This window comes from Agromyces sp. Y782, from assembly GCF_059445405.1.
On the sequence record NZ_JCAIUG010000001.1, the window covers coordinates 1,886,622 to 1,902,561 of the forward strand.

14 protein-coding genes are annotated in these 15,940 nt (G+C 66.5%); 6 read left to right on the forward strand and 8 right to left on the reverse strand.

Going from position 1 to position 15,940, the window contains the following annotated elements:
• Positions 1-2 precede the first annotated feature (2 nt).
• The 3 genes from AC1C2S_RS08635 to AC1C2S_RS08645 are packed head-to-tail and all read right to left on the reverse strand — an operon-like array spanning position 3 to position 2,430.
• Positions 3-650 (reverse strand): response regulator transcription factor, encoded by a 648-nt coding sequence (locus tag AC1C2S_RS08635; protein WP_495352107.1) that lies wholly within the window; start codon positions 648-650, stop codon positions 3-5.
• Complete coding sequence (locus AC1C2S_RS08640) at positions 641-1,792, reverse strand: sensor histidine kinase (protein WP_495352108.1); 1,152 nt, start codon at positions 1,790-1,792, stop codon at positions 641-643. Before AC1C2S_RS08640 ends, AC1C2S_RS08635 begins: the two co-directional genes overlap by 10 nt.
• A complete protein-coding gene (locus AC1C2S_RS08645) occupies positions 1,789-2,430 on the reverse strand; it encodes a DedA family protein (RefSeq protein WP_495352109.1) in 642 nt (213 codons plus the stop codon). Before AC1C2S_RS08645 ends, AC1C2S_RS08640 begins: the two co-directional genes overlap by 4 nt.
• Before the next feature lie 346 nt (positions 2,431-2,776).
• Between AC1C2S_RS08645 and AC1C2S_RS08650 the strand changes: the two genes are divergently transcribed.
• Both AC1C2S_RS08650 and AC1C2S_RS08655 read left to right on the forward strand, forming a co-directional pair.
• Positions 2,777-4,399 carry an MFS transporter gene (locus AC1C2S_RS08650; protein WP_495352110.1) on the forward strand — a complete coding sequence of 541 codons (1,623 nt, stop codon included), beginning with the start codon at positions 2,777-2,779 and terminating at the stop codon, positions 4,397-4,399.
• A 34-nt stretch (positions 4,400-4,433) separates the two neighbouring features.
• Complete coding sequence (locus AC1C2S_RS08655; protein WP_495352111.1) at positions 4,434-5,906, forward strand: DUF2252 domain-containing protein; 1,473 nt, start codon at positions 4,434-4,436, stop codon at positions 5,904-5,906.
• Between the two features lie 76 nt (positions 5,907-5,982).
• Here AC1C2S_RS08655 and AC1C2S_RS08660 read toward each other — a convergent pair whose 3' ends face one another.
• A complete protein-coding gene (locus AC1C2S_RS08660; protein ID WP_495352112.1) occupies positions 5,983-6,267 on the reverse strand; it encodes an iron-sulfur cluster assembly accessory protein in 285 nt (94 codons plus the stop codon).
• Between the two features lie 121 nt (positions 6,268-6,388).
• Positions 6,389-7,630, reverse strand: a complete 1,242-nt coding sequence (locus AC1C2S_RS08665) for an epoxide hydrolase family protein (protein WP_495352113.1) — start codon at positions 7,628-7,630, stop codon at positions 6,389-6,391.
• A 67-nt stretch (positions 7,631-7,697) separates the two neighbouring features.
• On the opposite strand from AC1C2S_RS08665, the gene AC1C2S_RS08670 reads away from it, so the two are divergent.
• A complete protein-coding gene (locus AC1C2S_RS08670; RefSeq protein WP_495352114.1) occupies positions 7,698-8,267 on the forward strand; it encodes a TetR/AcrR family transcriptional regulator in 570 nt (189 codons plus the stop codon).
• Between the two features lie 19 nt (positions 8,268-8,286).
• Here AC1C2S_RS08670 and AC1C2S_RS08675 read toward each other — a convergent pair whose 3' ends face one another.
• Positions 8,287-9,054: a TetR/AcrR family transcriptional regulator gene (locus tag AC1C2S_RS08675; RefSeq protein ID WP_495352115.1), complete on the reverse strand. Its 768-nt coding sequence runs from the start codon at positions 9,052-9,054 to the stop codon at positions 8,287-8,289.
• 96 nt (positions 9,055-9,150) lie between these two features.
• Between AC1C2S_RS08675 and AC1C2S_RS08680 the strand changes: the two genes are divergently transcribed.
• The gene (locus AC1C2S_RS08680; protein ID WP_495352116.1) at positions 9,151-10,563 is read left to right on the forward strand and encodes an MFS transporter; all 1,413 of its coding nucleotides are present in this window, start codon (positions 9,151-9,153) and stop codon (positions 10,561-10,563) included.
• Between the two features lie 29 nt (positions 10,564-10,592).
• On the opposite strand, the gene AC1C2S_RS08685 is transcribed toward AC1C2S_RS08680, so the two are convergent.
• Both AC1C2S_RS08685 and AC1C2S_RS08690 read right to left on the reverse strand, forming a co-directional pair.
• Entirely contained in the window at positions 10,593-11,297 is a 705-nt protein-coding gene (locus tag AC1C2S_RS08685; RefSeq protein WP_495352117.1) for an SOS response-associated peptidase, read from the reverse strand.
• 76 nt (positions 11,298-11,373) lie between these two features.
• Complete coding sequence (locus tag AC1C2S_RS08690) at positions 11,374-12,888, reverse strand: SulP family inorganic anion transporter (protein ID WP_495353223.1); 1,515 nt, start codon at positions 12,886-12,888, stop codon at positions 11,374-11,376.
• 689 nt (positions 12,889-13,577) lie between these two features.
• Here AC1C2S_RS08690 and AC1C2S_RS08695 point away from each other — a divergent pair.
• Both AC1C2S_RS08695 and AC1C2S_RS08700 read left to right on the forward strand, forming a co-directional pair.
• Complete coding sequence (locus AC1C2S_RS08695; RefSeq protein WP_495352118.1) at positions 13,578-14,747, forward strand: ROK family transcriptional regulator; 1,170 nt, start codon at positions 13,578-13,580, stop codon at positions 14,745-14,747.
• Positions 14,744-15,922 carry a Gfo/Idh/MocA family protein gene (locus tag AC1C2S_RS08700; RefSeq protein WP_495352119.1) on the forward strand — a complete coding sequence of 393 codons (1,179 nt, stop codon included), beginning with the start codon at positions 14,744-14,746 and terminating at the stop codon, positions 15,920-15,922. The genes AC1C2S_RS08695 and AC1C2S_RS08700 overlap by 4 nt, the downstream gene beginning before the upstream one ends.
• Positions 15,923-15,940 lie beyond the last annotated feature (18 nt).

Sequence of the window (15,940 nt, forward strand, 5' to 3'; positions counted from 1 at the left end):
ATTCATCCCCCGCCGAGGTACGCGAGGACTGCGAGGACGCGGCGGTTGTACGTGGTGTCGGGTTGTATCTCGAGCTTGGTGAAGATCGTGTTGATGTGCTTCTCGATGCCGCTCTGGCTGAGGTAGAGCTGAGTGGCGATGGACGCGTTGCTATGGCCCAGGGCGATGAGCTCGAGGACCGATCGTTCGCGTGCGGTGAAGTCGGCAAGTCGGCTGTCCGGCGCGCTCTTGGCGGTGATGAGCTGGCGGATGACCTCGGGATCGAACGCGGTTCCGCCGGCGCGGACGCGGTTGAGGGCGTCGAGGAATCCGCCGATGTCCGAGATGCGGTCCTTGAGCAGATAGCCAACGCCGCCGCGGCCGTCGAGGAGCTCGCTCGCGTGGCGGCGCTCCACATATTGCGAGAGGACGATGACGGGGACATCGGGCCATTCGCGACGGAGATGGAGTGCTGCGTGAATGCCCTCGTCGACGAAGTCGGGGGGCATGCGCACATCGACGATCACCAACTCGGGCGGGTCTGATGCGACCGCCCTGAGGAGGTCGTCGGCGTTCCCGACCGAATGCGTGACGGTGTGGCCTTCGGCCGAGAGGAGCTGGGCGATGCCTTCTCGCAGCAGTGTGGAGTCTTCTGCGAGGGCTATCCGCATGGGATCACCGCGGTGACGATCGTCGGGCCTCCGGTGGGGCTTTCGACTCGAAGCCGTCCGCCGCGGGCTGCGACTCGGGAGCTGATGCCCGACAGCCCGGCGCCGGCGGGATCGGCTCCGCCCTTGCCGTCGTCTCGGACGGTGAGGACGAGGTCGGTTCCCTCGCGAATGACCTCGATATCGATCCGTGAAGCGTCTGCGTGCTTGATGGCGTTGGTCACGGCTTCGCTCGCGACGAAGTACGCGGCGGCTCCTGCAGCGCGATCCGTGAGGTCGGCGGCGTCGACGTGGAGACGGATCGGCATGATGGTGCGGTCGCGGAGGGCTTCGAGCGCGGCTGGGAGGCCGTCCCTCGCGAGCATAGCCGGATAGGTGTGCCAGGCGACGCTTCTGAGCTCGTCGAGAATCTGTTGTGTTTGGGAGCGAGCCTCCTGGTGAAGCTCATGTCGTTCTGCTGCATCCGGTGCGCGCTCGGCCCGGGCCAGAAGGATGGACAGCGCCACGACACGCTGCTGAACGCCGTCATGGATGTCGCGCTCGATGCGGCGCCGCTCGGCATCCACGGCGGAGACCACATCGTCGAGTGTCGTGTGCAGACGCGAGACCTCGCGAGAGAGCTCTCCGAGGCTTGGCCGTGTCAAGGCCGCCCAGCTTCGACGGTCGAGCCATGCGATCCCAGCGAGTCCCGAAACAGCGAGGAACGCGAGCACGATCCCGGGAATCACGAAGTATGCGACCGTGACCCAGGTGACCGCTCCCGGCTCGGCGTCGAAGACGGCGACGGGTCGGCCGGTCGCGGCGCTGACCACCATGTCGACGACGATCACCAGTCCCGTCACAATCAACGCGAAGACGCATCCGGCAAGCAACCCGAGGATCGCCTCGACCCCCAACAGCCCGAGCAGGCGTCCGCCCATGGGGCGCGCATCTCGGTGCTTCCCGTCGGCCCAGTCCAGCCGTCGCGCCACCCACCGTGCAGCCGTTCGAGGGGGCGCCGTGGAGACGGGCGCTGCGATGATCGCGACCAGGAGCGCCGGCACCAGCAGGGCCCCCGCCACCGACGCCAGAAGCGCTCGGCCGGCACGGCGGAAGGCGAAGGTGGCGCCGTGGTCGCCGCCGACCGTGACGCCGCTCACGCTCATGAGGCCATCTTCCCACCTGCCCGCTGACGCAGCCTGAGCACCACGAACACGGCGACAGCACCTACGACCGCTGCGATCACGAGGAGCTGGAAGACGTCGGCGTACTGTTCCACGGATCCCCAGTTCTCACCGAGGAAGTACCCGGCGAGAACGAAGATCGTATTCCAGATAGCACTGCCCGCCGTCGTCAACAGGATGAACCGTCCCAACGGCATCCGCTCGATCCCCGCAGGGATCGAGATCAGGCTGCGGAACAGCGGGATCATTCGACCGAAGAACACCGCCTTGGTGCCGTGTCGCGAGAACCATTGCTCCGCCCGGTCGAAGTCGGAGACCTTCACCAGAGGAACGCGCGCCACGATACGCCGCAATCGTTCGCGGCCGAGCCACGCGCCGAGCCCGTAGAGGATCAGTGCGCCCACGACCGAGCCGAGCGTCGTCCACACCAGCACTTCGACGATGCCGAATGTGCCCCTGCTGGCCGTGAACCCAGCCAGCGGCAGGATGATCTCACTGGGCAGCGGCGGGAACAAATTCTCCGCAGCGATCGCCAGTCCGGCCCCGGGAGCGCCCAGAGACTCCATCAGGGAGATTGCCCATTGTGCGATCGTATTCAGGTTTTCGACCTCGTTTTCCATGTCATCGAACGTATGAGCTCGGCGGAGAGAAGTCAGTGGGGGCAGCCGTCGCGGCGGGTGTGGAAAACCACACAGTCCCCACACGGCAGGGTGACTCGTGGCGAGCGAACCTACGGTGGAGGGCATGAACGTTTGGAACAGAGCAGCCGAGGGAGTCATCAATCTTCCGGACGGGCGCCTCGTGCGCGGTTGAACTCCGCCCCTTGCGGCCGCGACTGGAGGTGGAAACCGCCCGCCGCGAGGCATCCGCTGCCATACTGACCTCGGCTGCACCTTGCCACAGGTCGCCCGGGTCAGCCGGCCCGCCCGACCGCTCGTTCCACGTCGTTGTCGGAAGCGGGGTCACATGAACAAGTGGTCGGTCGTCGCGGTCCTCGGAGCCGCCCAGTTCGTCATGGTGCTCGACGGCACCGTCATGAACGTCTCCATCTCGACGGTGGTCGAAGACCTCGACACGAGTGTCACGGCGATGCAGACGGCGATCACGTTCTACACGCTCACGATGGCCTCGCTCATGCTGCTCGGCGCGAAGCTCGGCGACGTGTGGGGGCGGCGGCGGGCCTTCGTCATCGGGTCGTGCATCTACGCGGTCGGCTCGCTCATGACGGCACTGAGCCCGAACGTGCAGGTCCTCTTCCTCGGCTGGTCGATCATCGAGGGCGTCGGTGCGGTGCTCGTCATCCCGGCGGTCGCGGCACTCATCGCCGACAACTACGAGGGCCCCGACCGCATCACCGCGTACGCGATCATCGGGGCGGTCTCGGGCGCTGCAGTCGCGGCCGGTCCGCTCATCGGCGGCTTTCTCACGACCTATGCGAGCTGGCGGTACGTGTTCGTCGCCGAGGTCGTCATCATGATCGTGGTCGTGCTCTTCACCCGCGTGATCGCCGACCGCACCGCCCGTCAGACGGTGCGCATCGACGTGTGGAGCGTGCTGGCCTCGGCTGTCGGGCTCGTGTTCGTGGTGCTCGGCATGCTGCAGAGCAAGACGTGGGGCTGGATCGTTCCGCTCCAGTCGCCCGAGATCGGCGGCGTCGAGATCGCACCGCTCGGCATCTCGCTGTGTGCGTGGCTCATACTCGCCGGCGGCGCGCTGCTCGCACTGTTCATGCGCCGTCAGCGCCGGCTCTCGGCCGCGGGACGTGCGCCGCTCCTCGACGTGTCGCTGTTCTCGATCACCCGGCTCCGCAGCGGACTCGCGGTGCTCGGCGCGCAGTACACGATCACGGCCGGGCTCTTCTTCATGGTGCCGGTGTACCTGCAGATGACTCTCGGGCTCGACGCGCTCGAGACGGGGCTCAAGATCTTCCCGCTCTCGATCTCGCTCATCCTCTTCTCGATCATCGGCACCCGGCTGTCGCAGTTCTGGTCGCCGCGGCGCATCGTACGGTGGGGTCAGGTGGCGCTCGTGCTGGCCGCGGTACTACTGCTCGGGTCGGTCGACCTCGAACTGCAGAGCATCGCCTTCGGGTGCGGCATGTTCGTCGCGGGTGCCTCGCTCGGCCTGCTCGCATCGCAGCTCGGCAACGTCAACATGTCGAGCGTGACCGAGTCGCAGACGAGCGAGGTCGGCGGCCTGCAGGGCGTGTTCCAGAACCTCGGCTCCTCGCTCGGCACGGCGCTCATCGGCTCGGTGCTGATCGGGGCGCTCGCCACCTCGTTCGCCGCAGGTGTGGCGTCGAGCGAGCTGCCTGCTGACGTCCGATCGATCGTGACGGAGCGCACGGAGGCGGGAGTGGCGATCGTGCCGGCAGCCGATGTCGACGACATCGCGGAGCAGGCGGGGCTCTCATCGGCCGAGGGCGAAGAACTCACCCGCGTCTACAGCGAATCGCAGGTCTCGTCGCTGCGCACGGCATTCTTCGCGCTCATCGCGATCGCACTCGCGTCGTTGCTCTTCTCCCGCGGCATTCCCGCGGAGGTCCTCGGGCGACGGCCTGAGAATGCGGATGCCCCGCCGGTGACGTGAACTCGCCGGCGGCCACGAAGAACGGGGGAGCACCATGAACGCGCACCACGCGACATCCGACGCCATCTCGCCGCCCGAGGCCGAGGAGTCGCAACCCTCGCCGACCGACTTCGCGGGTCGCGCCCGATTGGGGCGCGCGGCCCGGCGCCGCTCACCGAGGGGCGCGCACGCCGACTGGCGGCCGGCCGCCGACCGGCCCGACCCTGTGGCCCTGCTCGAGGAGCAGGCGACGAGCCGGGTCGCCGAGCTCATTCCGATCCGGCACGCCCGCATGATGGTCTCGCCGTTCACCTTCTACCGTGGCGCCGCCCTCATCATGGCGGCAGACCTGGCCGGCACGGCCGACTCGGGCATCACTGCGCAGATCTGCGGCGACGCCCACCTCTCGAACTTCGGCGTCTTCGGCACGCCCGAACGCAAGCTCGTCTTCGACATCAACGATTTCGACGAGACGCTGCCGGGCCCGTGGGAGTGGGACGTCAAGCGGCTCGCCGCGAGCTTCGAGGTCGCAGGCAGACAGCTCGGCTTCACCGAGGTCGAGCGACGGGCGATCACCGTCGAGTCGGTGCGCGGTTATCGCAAGCGGATGCGCCGGTCCGCCGCATCGCGCGTGCTCGACGCCTGGTACGACCGGCTCGACGCCGACCAGATCGCCGAATGGGTCCGCGACGAGCATCGGGCGGCCCGGGTGCTGAAGGAAGAGGTGAAACGCACCGAGGCGACATTCTCGAAGGCCCGAACCCGTGACGGCATGCGCGCCTTCTCGAAGCTCGTGAGCGTCGTCGACGGTGACCTGCGAATCACGGGCGACCCGCCGTTGATCGTGCCTCTCGAGGACTTACGGCCCGACGACCGTTCTCGCGACGACGATGAACAGCAGATGCGCGCGTTGCTGCGTGATTACGAGGCGACGCTGCCCCTCGCGAGGCATCCGTTGCGCGAGTACACCTTCGTGCACATGGCCCGGAAGGTCGTCGGCGTCGGGAGCGTCGGCACCAGGGCGTGGATCGTGCTGCTGCGCGGTCGTGACAACGACGACCCGCTGCTGCTGCAGGCGAAACAGTCCCAGTCGTCGGTGCTCGAACGCTTCCTCGCTCCGAGCCGATACGAACATCACGGTGAACGCGTCGTCAGAGGGCAGCGCCTGATGCAGGCCGCGAGTGACCTGTTCCTCGGTTGGCAGCGGGTGACCGGCCATGATGGCGTGGAACGCGATTACTACCTGAGACAGTTGCACGACTGGAAGGGCGGCTTCGACGTCGAGCACGCGATGCCGACCGGGGCGAAGCTCTACGCGCGCATCTGCGGCGAGACGCTCGCGCGGGCCCACGCGCGTTCGGGCGACCGGGTGGCGATCGCCGCGTACCTCGGAGGCAGCGACCGGTTCGACGAGGCGGTCGCCGACTTCGCGGTCGGCTACGCCGACCAGAACGAACGCGACTTCGAGGCATTCGTCGCAGCCGTGGCATCCGGCCGGCTCGAGGCGGCGCCCGCGTCGACGCCGTGATCGGGCCGCTCCCCGTACCGCGGGGCCGGTATCGCCCAGGCGGCGGCGTAGGCCGCTCGCCCGGGCGACCTCGAACTCAGCCCTGCGTCGCGATGGCGAACCGGGCGGTGCCGTCGTCGCCGATTTCCGCGTCGAGCACCTTGTCGTCGAGCGCGATGATGGCGTTCGTGCCGAGATAGACGCGCGCGCCGTCGCGTTCGACGATCGCATCGAAGTCTTCGGGCGCCTCGACGATGCGCACCGCGAACTCGGTGGCCTCCGGATCGTCGCTGTTGATGCGGAGGCCTCCCTCGGCGGACTCGATGCTCTGCGCGACGATGGCCTTCACGACCGTGGTTGCCGATTCGGTGAGTGTGAGCATGTTGCTCCCCTTCCTGTCTGGCGGCGAGTCAGCCACGATTCCGAGAGTGAGCGGATGCCGCAAGGGCTCGTCGCCGATTCTCCGGAGACTCCCAAAGAACGGGGGTGTCCCGGGTCCGTGCTTACGAACGGAGGCTCCTGAGGCCGGTACGGATTTCGCTGATCAGGATCTCGGGCTGTTCGAAGGCTGCGAAATGTCCGCCCTTGTCGGCCTCGCCGTAGTGAATCAGGTTGGTGTAGGTGTCTTCGATCCAGCTTCGCGGCAGGCGCGGGATGTCGCGCGGGAATACCGTCACCGCGACCGGCAACGTGAGCTTCGGGCCAGCCAGGCTGCCCGAACTGTTCTCCCAGTAGATGCGGCCGGACGACGCGGCACTGTTCGTGAACCAGTACAGCGAGATTGCGTCGAGCATGTCATCGGTGTTGAGCGCGTCCTCGGCGAGCCCCTGATTGTCGGTCTTGGATTGGAACTTCTCGTAGATCCAGGCTGCCTGGCCGGCCGGAGAGTCTGCCAGAGCGAATCCGACGGTCTCTGGTTTCGTGGCCTGAAGGTGGTTCGATCCGCCGAGGGAGCCGGTGTAGAGGGCGAGGGTGTCGACGGCGTAGCGCTCTTCGGGTGACAGCGTTTCGGGGATCTGTGCGGGGAAAGCGTATTGGGTGTTCAAGTGAATCCCGAGAAGGCCGTCAGGCCGCATGGCCCCGAGAGCGGAGGTGACGACGGCGCCCCAATCACCGCCTTGAGCGGCCCAGTTCTCGTAGCCGAGACGCGTCATGAGGGCCGCCCATGCGGTTGCGATACGCGAAACAGTCCACCCCGTCTCGGTCGGCTTCTGGGAGAACCCGAATCCGGGCAGCGACGGGACGACCACGTCGAAGGAGTCTTCGGCGTTTCCTCCAAACGCCACCGGGTCGGTGAGCGGGCCGATCAGTTTCAGGAATTCGACGATCGAACCTGGCCATCCGTGCGTCAAGATGAGCGGCATCGCATTCGGATTCTTGGACTTGACATGGATGAAGTGAATATCGAGCCCATCGATCGCGGTCAGGAAATGTGGGAAACGATTGAGTTCCGACTCGAATCGCCGCCAGTCGTACTCTCGCTCCCAATAGTCGATGAGCGATTTGGCATTCTCCAGGCGCACACCTTGCGACCAGTCGGGGACGGTTTCCGGATTCGGCCATCGCGTTCTGGTCAGTCGCTGCCTCAAGTCTTCAATCTCGGAGTCGGAGATCGCGACGGTGAATGGGCGGACGAGGGTTGAGAGGGCGGGCGTCGATGCGGTCATTGACTTGTTCTCCTGAACTCGTGCTTCACAGCGCAGCGATCCACTGCATACCGATGTGCAATGCACACTGCTGTGCAATCTACTTCATTGCACACTGTCGTGCAATGATTGGATGGTGCAGAACGAATCCGCCCGAACGCGCTCCATGAACGACACACGGAATCGCATCCTCGACGTCGCACTCGAGGTCCTCGGGCAGAACCCGGACGCCGGCATGGGTGACATCGCCTCCGCTGCCGGTGTGGTGCGCCGCACCGTCTACGGCCACTTCCCCACCCGCACCGACCTCGTGCGGACCCTCGCGCAACGGGCAGTGGACGAGATCGCGGCCGTGCTCGACGAGGTCAACGCCTCCGACGGAGCAGCCGAAACGGTGTGGGTCGATTTCATCGCCCGCCTCTGGCCCTTGGCGCACCGTTACCGAGTGCTGTTGGCCCTCCGGCGCGGCGAGTACGGCGAGGAGATCCACGCCCTGTTGGGACCAGTCGACAAGATTCTCGCCGCCCTCGTGCAACGAGGCCAGGACGGCGCAGTATTCGGACGACACCTGCCCGCGGACGTTCTCAGCCAGGTCGCCTATGCTGCTGTGTTCGCCATCGCGGACAACCACCTATCCAATGGGACCCCCGACGCCCGCGCGGCAACGATTACCAGCCTGCTCATCCTGGGAGTTCCCGAGCCGCGCGCACAAGCTCTCGTGGGCGGTCAGCCGTGACGCGCAGCATTCGACCTGATTATCGAGACGCCGACTTGCTGGGCGTCTCCGCGCTGAGCTCCGGCGACGACGGGGGCGAGGGTTGAGCGAGGTTTCCCAAGATGAGGCCCAGGGTGAAGTCGAAGCGCTCGTGCTCGGCCCCTGACGTGAGTTCGGTCGCATATGCGCGGGTGTTCGGAAAGCGCTCTGCGGGGAGTGCGGCGAATCGGGCGATCAAGTCTCTTCGATCCTGGGTGGCGAGTCGATGGTCACCCGTGTTCGATCCCGTATCGGCGACCGCGATGTCCATCGCGTATGCGCCGACGTAGAGGAATAGGGCGTCGATGGTCCAGGCGGCGACCTGCGGGTCGATGCCGCCGGCGATCAGCACGGCGAGCATCCCCTCGTTGACGCGCAGCACGTCGAGATCGGTGACATCGATCGCCAGGGCGGCCCGGGAGATCCCCGGATATTTCAGATACTGATCACGCAGTTGGATGCAGACATCGGTGATCTGCTCGCGCCAACGCGACGGAACGGGCGGTGGAAGCTCGAGCTGGCTGCACAGGCGGCCGATGAGGAGTTCGTCGAGGTCGGCCTTGTTGACGACGTGGGCGTACAGCGACGCGGGGCCGGTATCGAGCCGCGCTGCGACGCTGCGCATCGTCAGGGCGTCATAGCCCTCTGCGGCAATGATCTCGAGCGCGGCATCCGTGATCCGGTCGGCCGTGATCGGCGCCTTGCGAGAGGCTGGCGGCAGTTCGCTGGTTGCGTGGCGGGCTGCGCGACGCTGCTGGGGTGAGGCCATGACTCAACCATACCTTGACACGAACCATGTTCTGCATGTAGAACAGTGTTCGTGAATAACGAACTGCGTTCCACCCAAACCTTGAGAGGTTCGTGGATGGCCCTGGGCGGCCTGTCCGCCATCTTCCTCTTCGAGATGCTCGACAACTCGATCCTCAACGTCGCACTGCCCACGATCGGCCGCGACCTGCAGGCGTCAACGACCGCACTGCAGTGGGTGACCGGCAGCTACGCCGTCGTGTTCGGTGGTCTGATGCTGCTCTTCGGTGCGATCGCCGACCGGTTCGGACGCCGCCGAGTCATGCTCATCGGGCTCGTGCTGCTCGCCGTCGCGAGCTCCGCTACAGCCTTCGTCACCACGGCCGAACAGTTGATCGCCGTGCGGGTCGCGATGGGAATCGCGGCCGCGATGACCACGCCGGGTTCGATGGCGCTCGCCTTCAGGCTGTTCGATGAGGAGAGCCTGCGGGTGCGAGCGATCACGCTCATCTCGACGGTCGGCCTGGTCGGGCTCGCCATCGGCCCCACAGTCGGCGGCCTGGTGCTGGCCGTAGCGCCCTGGCAGGTGCTGTTGCTGATCAACGTACCGATCGCCCTGCTCGCGATCATCGGCATCCGCACAGGCATTGCCGCAGATGATCCGGCCGAGCTTCACCGCGACCCCCTCGACATCTCAGGAGCCCTGCTCGCGACGGCGACCATCGTTCTCACCCTCCTCGCCCCCACGGCATTCGTCAACGAGGGCGCCGGCTCATGGATGCCATGGGCACTGGTCGTCGCGGCCGTCGTGGCAGCGGTGCTGTTCGTGATCCGGGAGCGGACGGCACTGCATCCACTTCTCGACCTCAGCCTCATCGCCCGCCCGCTCGTCGCCAGCGGCCTCGCCTTCAAGGCCGCGGCGGGCCTCGCGACTGCCGGCCTCAGCTACCTGGTGACCCTCCAGCTCCAGCTCGCCTGGGGATGGCCGCCCGCGTTGGCGGCGCTCGGCATGCTGCCTCAGGTCGTGGTGTTGCTGGGCATCGGCCCGTTCGTGAACCGTTTCGTCGAGCGAGTCGGCATCAATCGCGCCGCGTGGATGAGCGCCGCCGCGGTGGTGGTCGGCCTTGCCGTCTACACGCTCTTCAATGGTCTCGGCTACGTCTTCGTCGCGATCGCTCTCGCGCTCGTCGCAGCAGGACTCCGTGTCGTCGGTGTCGTCGCGGCGATCAACGTGCTGAGCGGACTTCCGAAGAATCGCACCTCGATCGGCGCGGCACTGACCGACACCACCACCGAGGTGGCCAACGGGGTCGGCATCGCCGTTGCAGGAACGCTGCTCGCTGCCCTGTTCACCGGGAGCATCACCGCGTCCGACTGGACCGCACAGCAAGCGGCGCAGTTCCAAGACGCCGCCACCCTCGGCGGACTCGTGCTCACTGGACTGGCCGCAGCGTTCGTCATCTTCGGCTTCGTGCGATCGCGTCGCACGATCGTCGTCGACGACGTGCCCGCCGTCGATACCGTCGACTAGCGCGACGAGAGAACCCCCGGCGCGACCGGCTACTCGAGCGGGTCGATCAGGGTCGGGTCGGTCGGATCGACGGCACGCGAGTTGTTGACCCGGCGATCGACCTCGTAGTTGGTGATCGTCGAGGCGACGCGTTCGGACTCGGCCGTGAGCAGCTCGACCATCTCGGCCTTGCCGTCGTCGTCGAGCTTCACCGGCGCCAGGTACTCCTGCCACGCGTCGCGTTCGAGGAAGACGGGCATGCGGTCATGCACCTCGCCCGAGGCATCCCTGGCCTCGCGAGTGATGATCGACGTCGAGACCTCCCAATCGTCGCCGACCTTGCGTGCCGTGTAGATGCCGGCGGCAGCGAGCAGCCGCTGCTCGCCATGCAGGAAGAACGCCTGCTTGTCGCCCGGCTCGCCCCTCCACTCGTAGTAGCCGCGCATCGGCACGAGGCACCGGGACGAGGCGAATGCGCCCTTCCACAGCCCGTTGGTCGCGACCGTCTCGATGCGGGTGTTGAACTGCGGGCGCTTGGACTCTTTCATGAACGAGGGGTGGAAGTTCCACACGGCGGCCTCGATCGAGCGGGTGATCTCACCGGTCTGCTTGTTCTGCCGCTCGCGCACGATCGGCACGAGTTGGGTCGGGGCGATCGAGTACTGGGGCTTCCAGTCGCGGTAGTCGTTGCCCTCTGCGACGAACTCCTGGATGAGCTCATCGAGCTTTGCGTCGTTCGCGAATCGTCCGCACATGCAGCCAGTCTGCACCCGACCACCGACAGCGGTACTGGGTGTTCGCCTGCAGCAACTCGGGTTCGCGAGCTGAACGTCAGTGCCCGGCGCCGAAGTTGCCAGCCAGCCGGTCGCGCATCGTGGCGCTCGCTTCGTTCAGTCCGACGATCACGGCCCGCTTGCCATGATGCTCGTACTTCGTCGTGATGGCGTCGAGGGCGGCGACGGTCGAAGCATCCCAGATGTGTGAATTCGACAGGTCGATGACGACTCGTTCGGGGTCGTCGGCGTACTCGAACTGCGTCGTGAGGTCGTTGCTCGAGGCGAAGAAGAGCTCGCCATCGACCGTGTAGCTGACGGTCGGCACGCTGGCGCCTTCGTCGACGGTGCGCACGACGGTGGCGAAGTGGGCGACCCTGCGGGCGAACGCGACCATGGCGACGATGACGCCCACGATGACGCCGATGGCGAGGTTGTGAGTGGCGACGACGACCGCGACGGTGGCGACCATGACCAGGGTCTCGCTCTTCGGCATGCGCTTGAGGGTGGTCCACCGGATGGAGTGCCAGTCGAAGGTCGCGACCGAGACCATGATCATGACCGCGACGAGCGCGGCCATCGGGATGATCGCGACGACGTCGCCGAGCACGAGGATGAGCACGAGCAGGAACACGCCCGCGAGGAACGTCGAGATACGGGTGCGTGCACCCGAGACCTTGACGTTGATCATGGTCTGGCCGATCATCGCGCAACCGCCCATGCCGCCGAACAGCCCGGAGAGGATGTTCGCGGCGCCCTGGCCGAGCGATTCGCGGGTCTTGCGCGAGTGCGTGTCGGTGATGTCGTCGACGAGCTTCGCCGTCATCAACGACTCGAGCAGGCCGACGAGGGCCAGCGCGAGCGCGTACGGGGCGATGGTGATGAACGTCTCCCAGGTGAGCGGGATGTTCGGAATGAAGAGCTCTGGCAGGCTCTCGGGCAGTTCGCCCTGGTCGCCGACCGTCGGCACATTGAGGCCCGTGGCGACGGTCGCGACCGTGATCAGCACGATCGCGACGAGCGGGGCCGGAACGACCCTGGTCAGCTTCGGCATGAACACCATGATGAGCAGCCCGGCAGCGACCAGCGGATACACCATCCACGCAACCCCGATCAGCTGCGGCAGCTGGGCGGTGAAGATCAGGATCGCGAGCGCGTTGACGAAGCCGACCATCACGCTTCGCGGGATGAAGCGCATGAGGCGCGCGACGCCGAGCACGCCCATGATCACCTGGAAGATTCCGCCGAGGATGACGGTGGCGATGAAGTAGTCCATCCCGTACTCGCGGGCGACCGGTGCGATGACGAGCGCGACGGCGCCGGTCGCCGCGGTGATCATGGCCGGGCGGCCGCCGAGGAAGGCGATGGACACCGCCATCACGAACGAGGAGAAGAGCCCGACGCGCGGGTCGACCCCCGCGATGATCGAGAAGGAGATCGCCTCGGGGATGAGCGCGAGGGCGACGACGAGACCGGCCAGCACCTCTTTCGTGAGGATGCGCGGGGTGCGCAGCGCCGTGAGCACCGACGGTTCGGGCTTGTATCTCTCGGACGTGTCTGTGCGCAGCGTGATCGCCAAGGTGGATCTCCGGTGGGGAAGCGGCTCTCGGGAACCGATGGAACGGGTCACAGGTCGAGCACCGCAGCTTGAACCGCGCGGCTTCTCGCTCGATGAGATGGCCCGCCTCAGAAGATCATCGCAGCACGATCGGCGAATGACGGATGTCCCGGGGGCCCTCTCCTGGTCGATCATCGAGCCGGCCAGGAGAGGGCGCGCGCTGGGTGGGACCTGCCAGCGTCGCCTCGAGCAAAGGGGCCATCGTCGAGGTTCGGTCAGTCGGGTGCAGAACCCACCGTGATGATTGTGCCGCTGTCGGGCGAATTCCGGCACGCCCCAGTTCAGGGTACGAGTTTGGGGCCGCCGGGCCGATGAGGGGATCATCGGCCCGGCCATCGACAACCACGCGGGTAGGGTCGCGGTCCCGTCGATGGCGCACGCACGAGCGAGCGCGTCGTTCAAGGGCGAAGAGCGGTTGGCCCCCTCCTTCTCCTCGTCCGGCCATCACACCGAAGTACTGAGGAGGCTAGGAACCCGAATCGTAGCCGCCGCCGCGGGTGATGGTGGCTTGAGGCTATCACCCGCGGCGGCCGTGATGAAGGGGCAGCGAGGCGAGTTCGACGGTCGGAACAGTTTCGATAGGAGGTTTTGTAACCTGCTACCGTTATCCGCACGCGGCGCCGCTGACGGAGGAGAACGGTCGAATGAACTCGTTTGGTCCAGCTGACATTCGTCGCGCGAATGCGCTCTCCTGCATTCACGTGCTGCGGAGTGCGCCATCGCCGCTGACACTGAGCGACATCGCACAGCGAACCGGGCTGTCACGTCCGACAGTCGATGCCGTCATCGCCGCATTCGAGCAGCGAGGTGTCGTCGCGAGCTACGCGGCCGACGGTGCATCCAGTGGCGGCGGGCGGCCTGCGCGCCGCTTCGTGTTGGAGGCGACGAGTTCGCTCGTCGCCGGCATCGACGCAGGACCGCGGAACGTTCGCGTGCTCATCGCAGATCTCAGGGGTCGAGTGATCGCCCGTGTCGAGCGCAGCTTCGAGGGATCCCCCGAGAGCGGGGAACGTCTTCGAATCGTCGGCGACACGGTCGTGCAGGCCCTGGAAGCGACCGGGCTTCCCGGCACGCGTCTGCGCGCGGCGTGCATCGCAGTGTCGGGAATCCTCGGCGATGACGGGCGACTCGCCCACAGCATCGCCGTGCCCGCATGGAACGGTCTCGCGATCGCCGAGGAGCTCGGCGCCCGTCTCGCGTGCGACGCGTTCCTCGAGAACGACATCAAGCTCGCCGCCTTCGCCGAACATCACATGGGTGCCGCGCAATCGGCGCCGAACATCCTCTACATCCAGACCGGCAACCGGGTCTCCCTGGCGCTGACCTTCGACGGCCAGATCTTCCAGGGCGCGCACAACAGCTCGGGTGAGGTCGGCAGCTTGCGCGGCATGCGGTGGGCCAGCAACTCGGTGAAGGGTCAACTCACGTGGAAGAGCGCCGACACCGCGGAAGGCGTCTTCGCGAAGGCGCTCGATGGTGACACGGCCGCGCTCGACGAGGTGCGCACGTTCACGAAGGAGATCGCTCCGCTCATCACGACGGTGAGCCTCGCCGTGGACCCTGCTCTCATCGTCGTCGGAGGCGGCCTCTCGCACTCCGCCGACCTGTTCGTCGACATGCTGAGCGCTGAGATCCACCACCTCAGCGTGCTCGCCGACAAGCCCCCCGTGGTGGCGTCCCCACTGGGGTCGATGGGAACAGCGCTCGGAGCGCTCGCACTCGCATTCCAGAAGTCATCCACGCGGCTCTTCGGAATCTCAGGAGTCCCCGTGCCCGACATCACGACGCCGACCGAGGTGAATGAGACCGTATGAGCACCGCACTCCGAGTCGGACTCGTCGGCGTCGGCGCGAGAGCGAGCATCGGCCGGTGGGTGACGGGGCAGGGCACCGCCGCAGAGCTCACCGTCGTCGCCGACGTTCGCCCCGAGGCCGAAGCGCGCGCTCACTCGCTCTTCGGCGACGGCATCGCCTTCGTCACCGACTACCGGCAGTTCGCAGAGCACGACCTCGACGCCGCCGTCATCACGACGCCCGACGACGCCCACGCCGACGTCGCGGAGTTCCTGTTGCGCTCCGGAATCGCCGTCTACCTCGAGAAGCCGCTCGCGATCAGCCTCGCGGAATGCGATCGCATCCTCGCTGCAGCCCATGAGTCGGGAAGCAAGCTGTACGTCGGTCACAACATGCGTCACATGAGCGTCGTGCGCACCCTGCGCGACGTCGTGCAGAGCGGGGTCATCGGCGAGGTGAAGGCGATCTGGTGCCGGCACTTCGTCGGCAACGGCGGCGACTACTACTTCAAGGACTGGCACGCCGAGCGCAGCCGTGTCGGCAGCCTCCTGCTGCAGAAGGGCGCCCACGACATCGACGTGATCCATTGGCTCGCTGGCGCCTACACCGAGCTCGTCACGGGCATGGGCGACCTCATGATCTATGGTGACGTCACCTCACGCCGAGACAACGCAGACCGTCTCATGGGCGACTGGTTCAGCTACGACAACTGGCCTCCGCAGGAGCAGACCGATCTGAATCCCGTCATCGACGTCGAAGACATCTCGATGATCCAGATGCGGCTCGCCAATGGCGTGCTCGCCTCGTACCAGCAGTGTCATTTCACGCCCGATTACTGGCGCAACTACACGATCATCGGTACGCACGGGCGGGCCGAGAACTTCGGCGACTCATCAGGGGGCGTCGTGCGCGTGTGGAACGAGCGCCACGAATACCAGGAGCACGGCGACCTGGAGTTTCCGATCGACGGTGACGATGCAGGTCATGGTGACGCCGACCAGCTGACCATGGCCGAGTTCCTGCGGTTCGTGCGCGACGGCGGTGCGACCGAGACGTCGCCTGTCGCAGCCAGGCAGGCCGTCGCGACCGGGGTCACCGCCGCCGAGTCGCTGCGGGACGGATCGAAGCCGCGAGTCATCGCCCCGCTCCCCGTCGAAGTGCAGCAGTACTTCGACCGGCATCAGGTCCGAGGCTGATCGACCGGCACGCGGTCG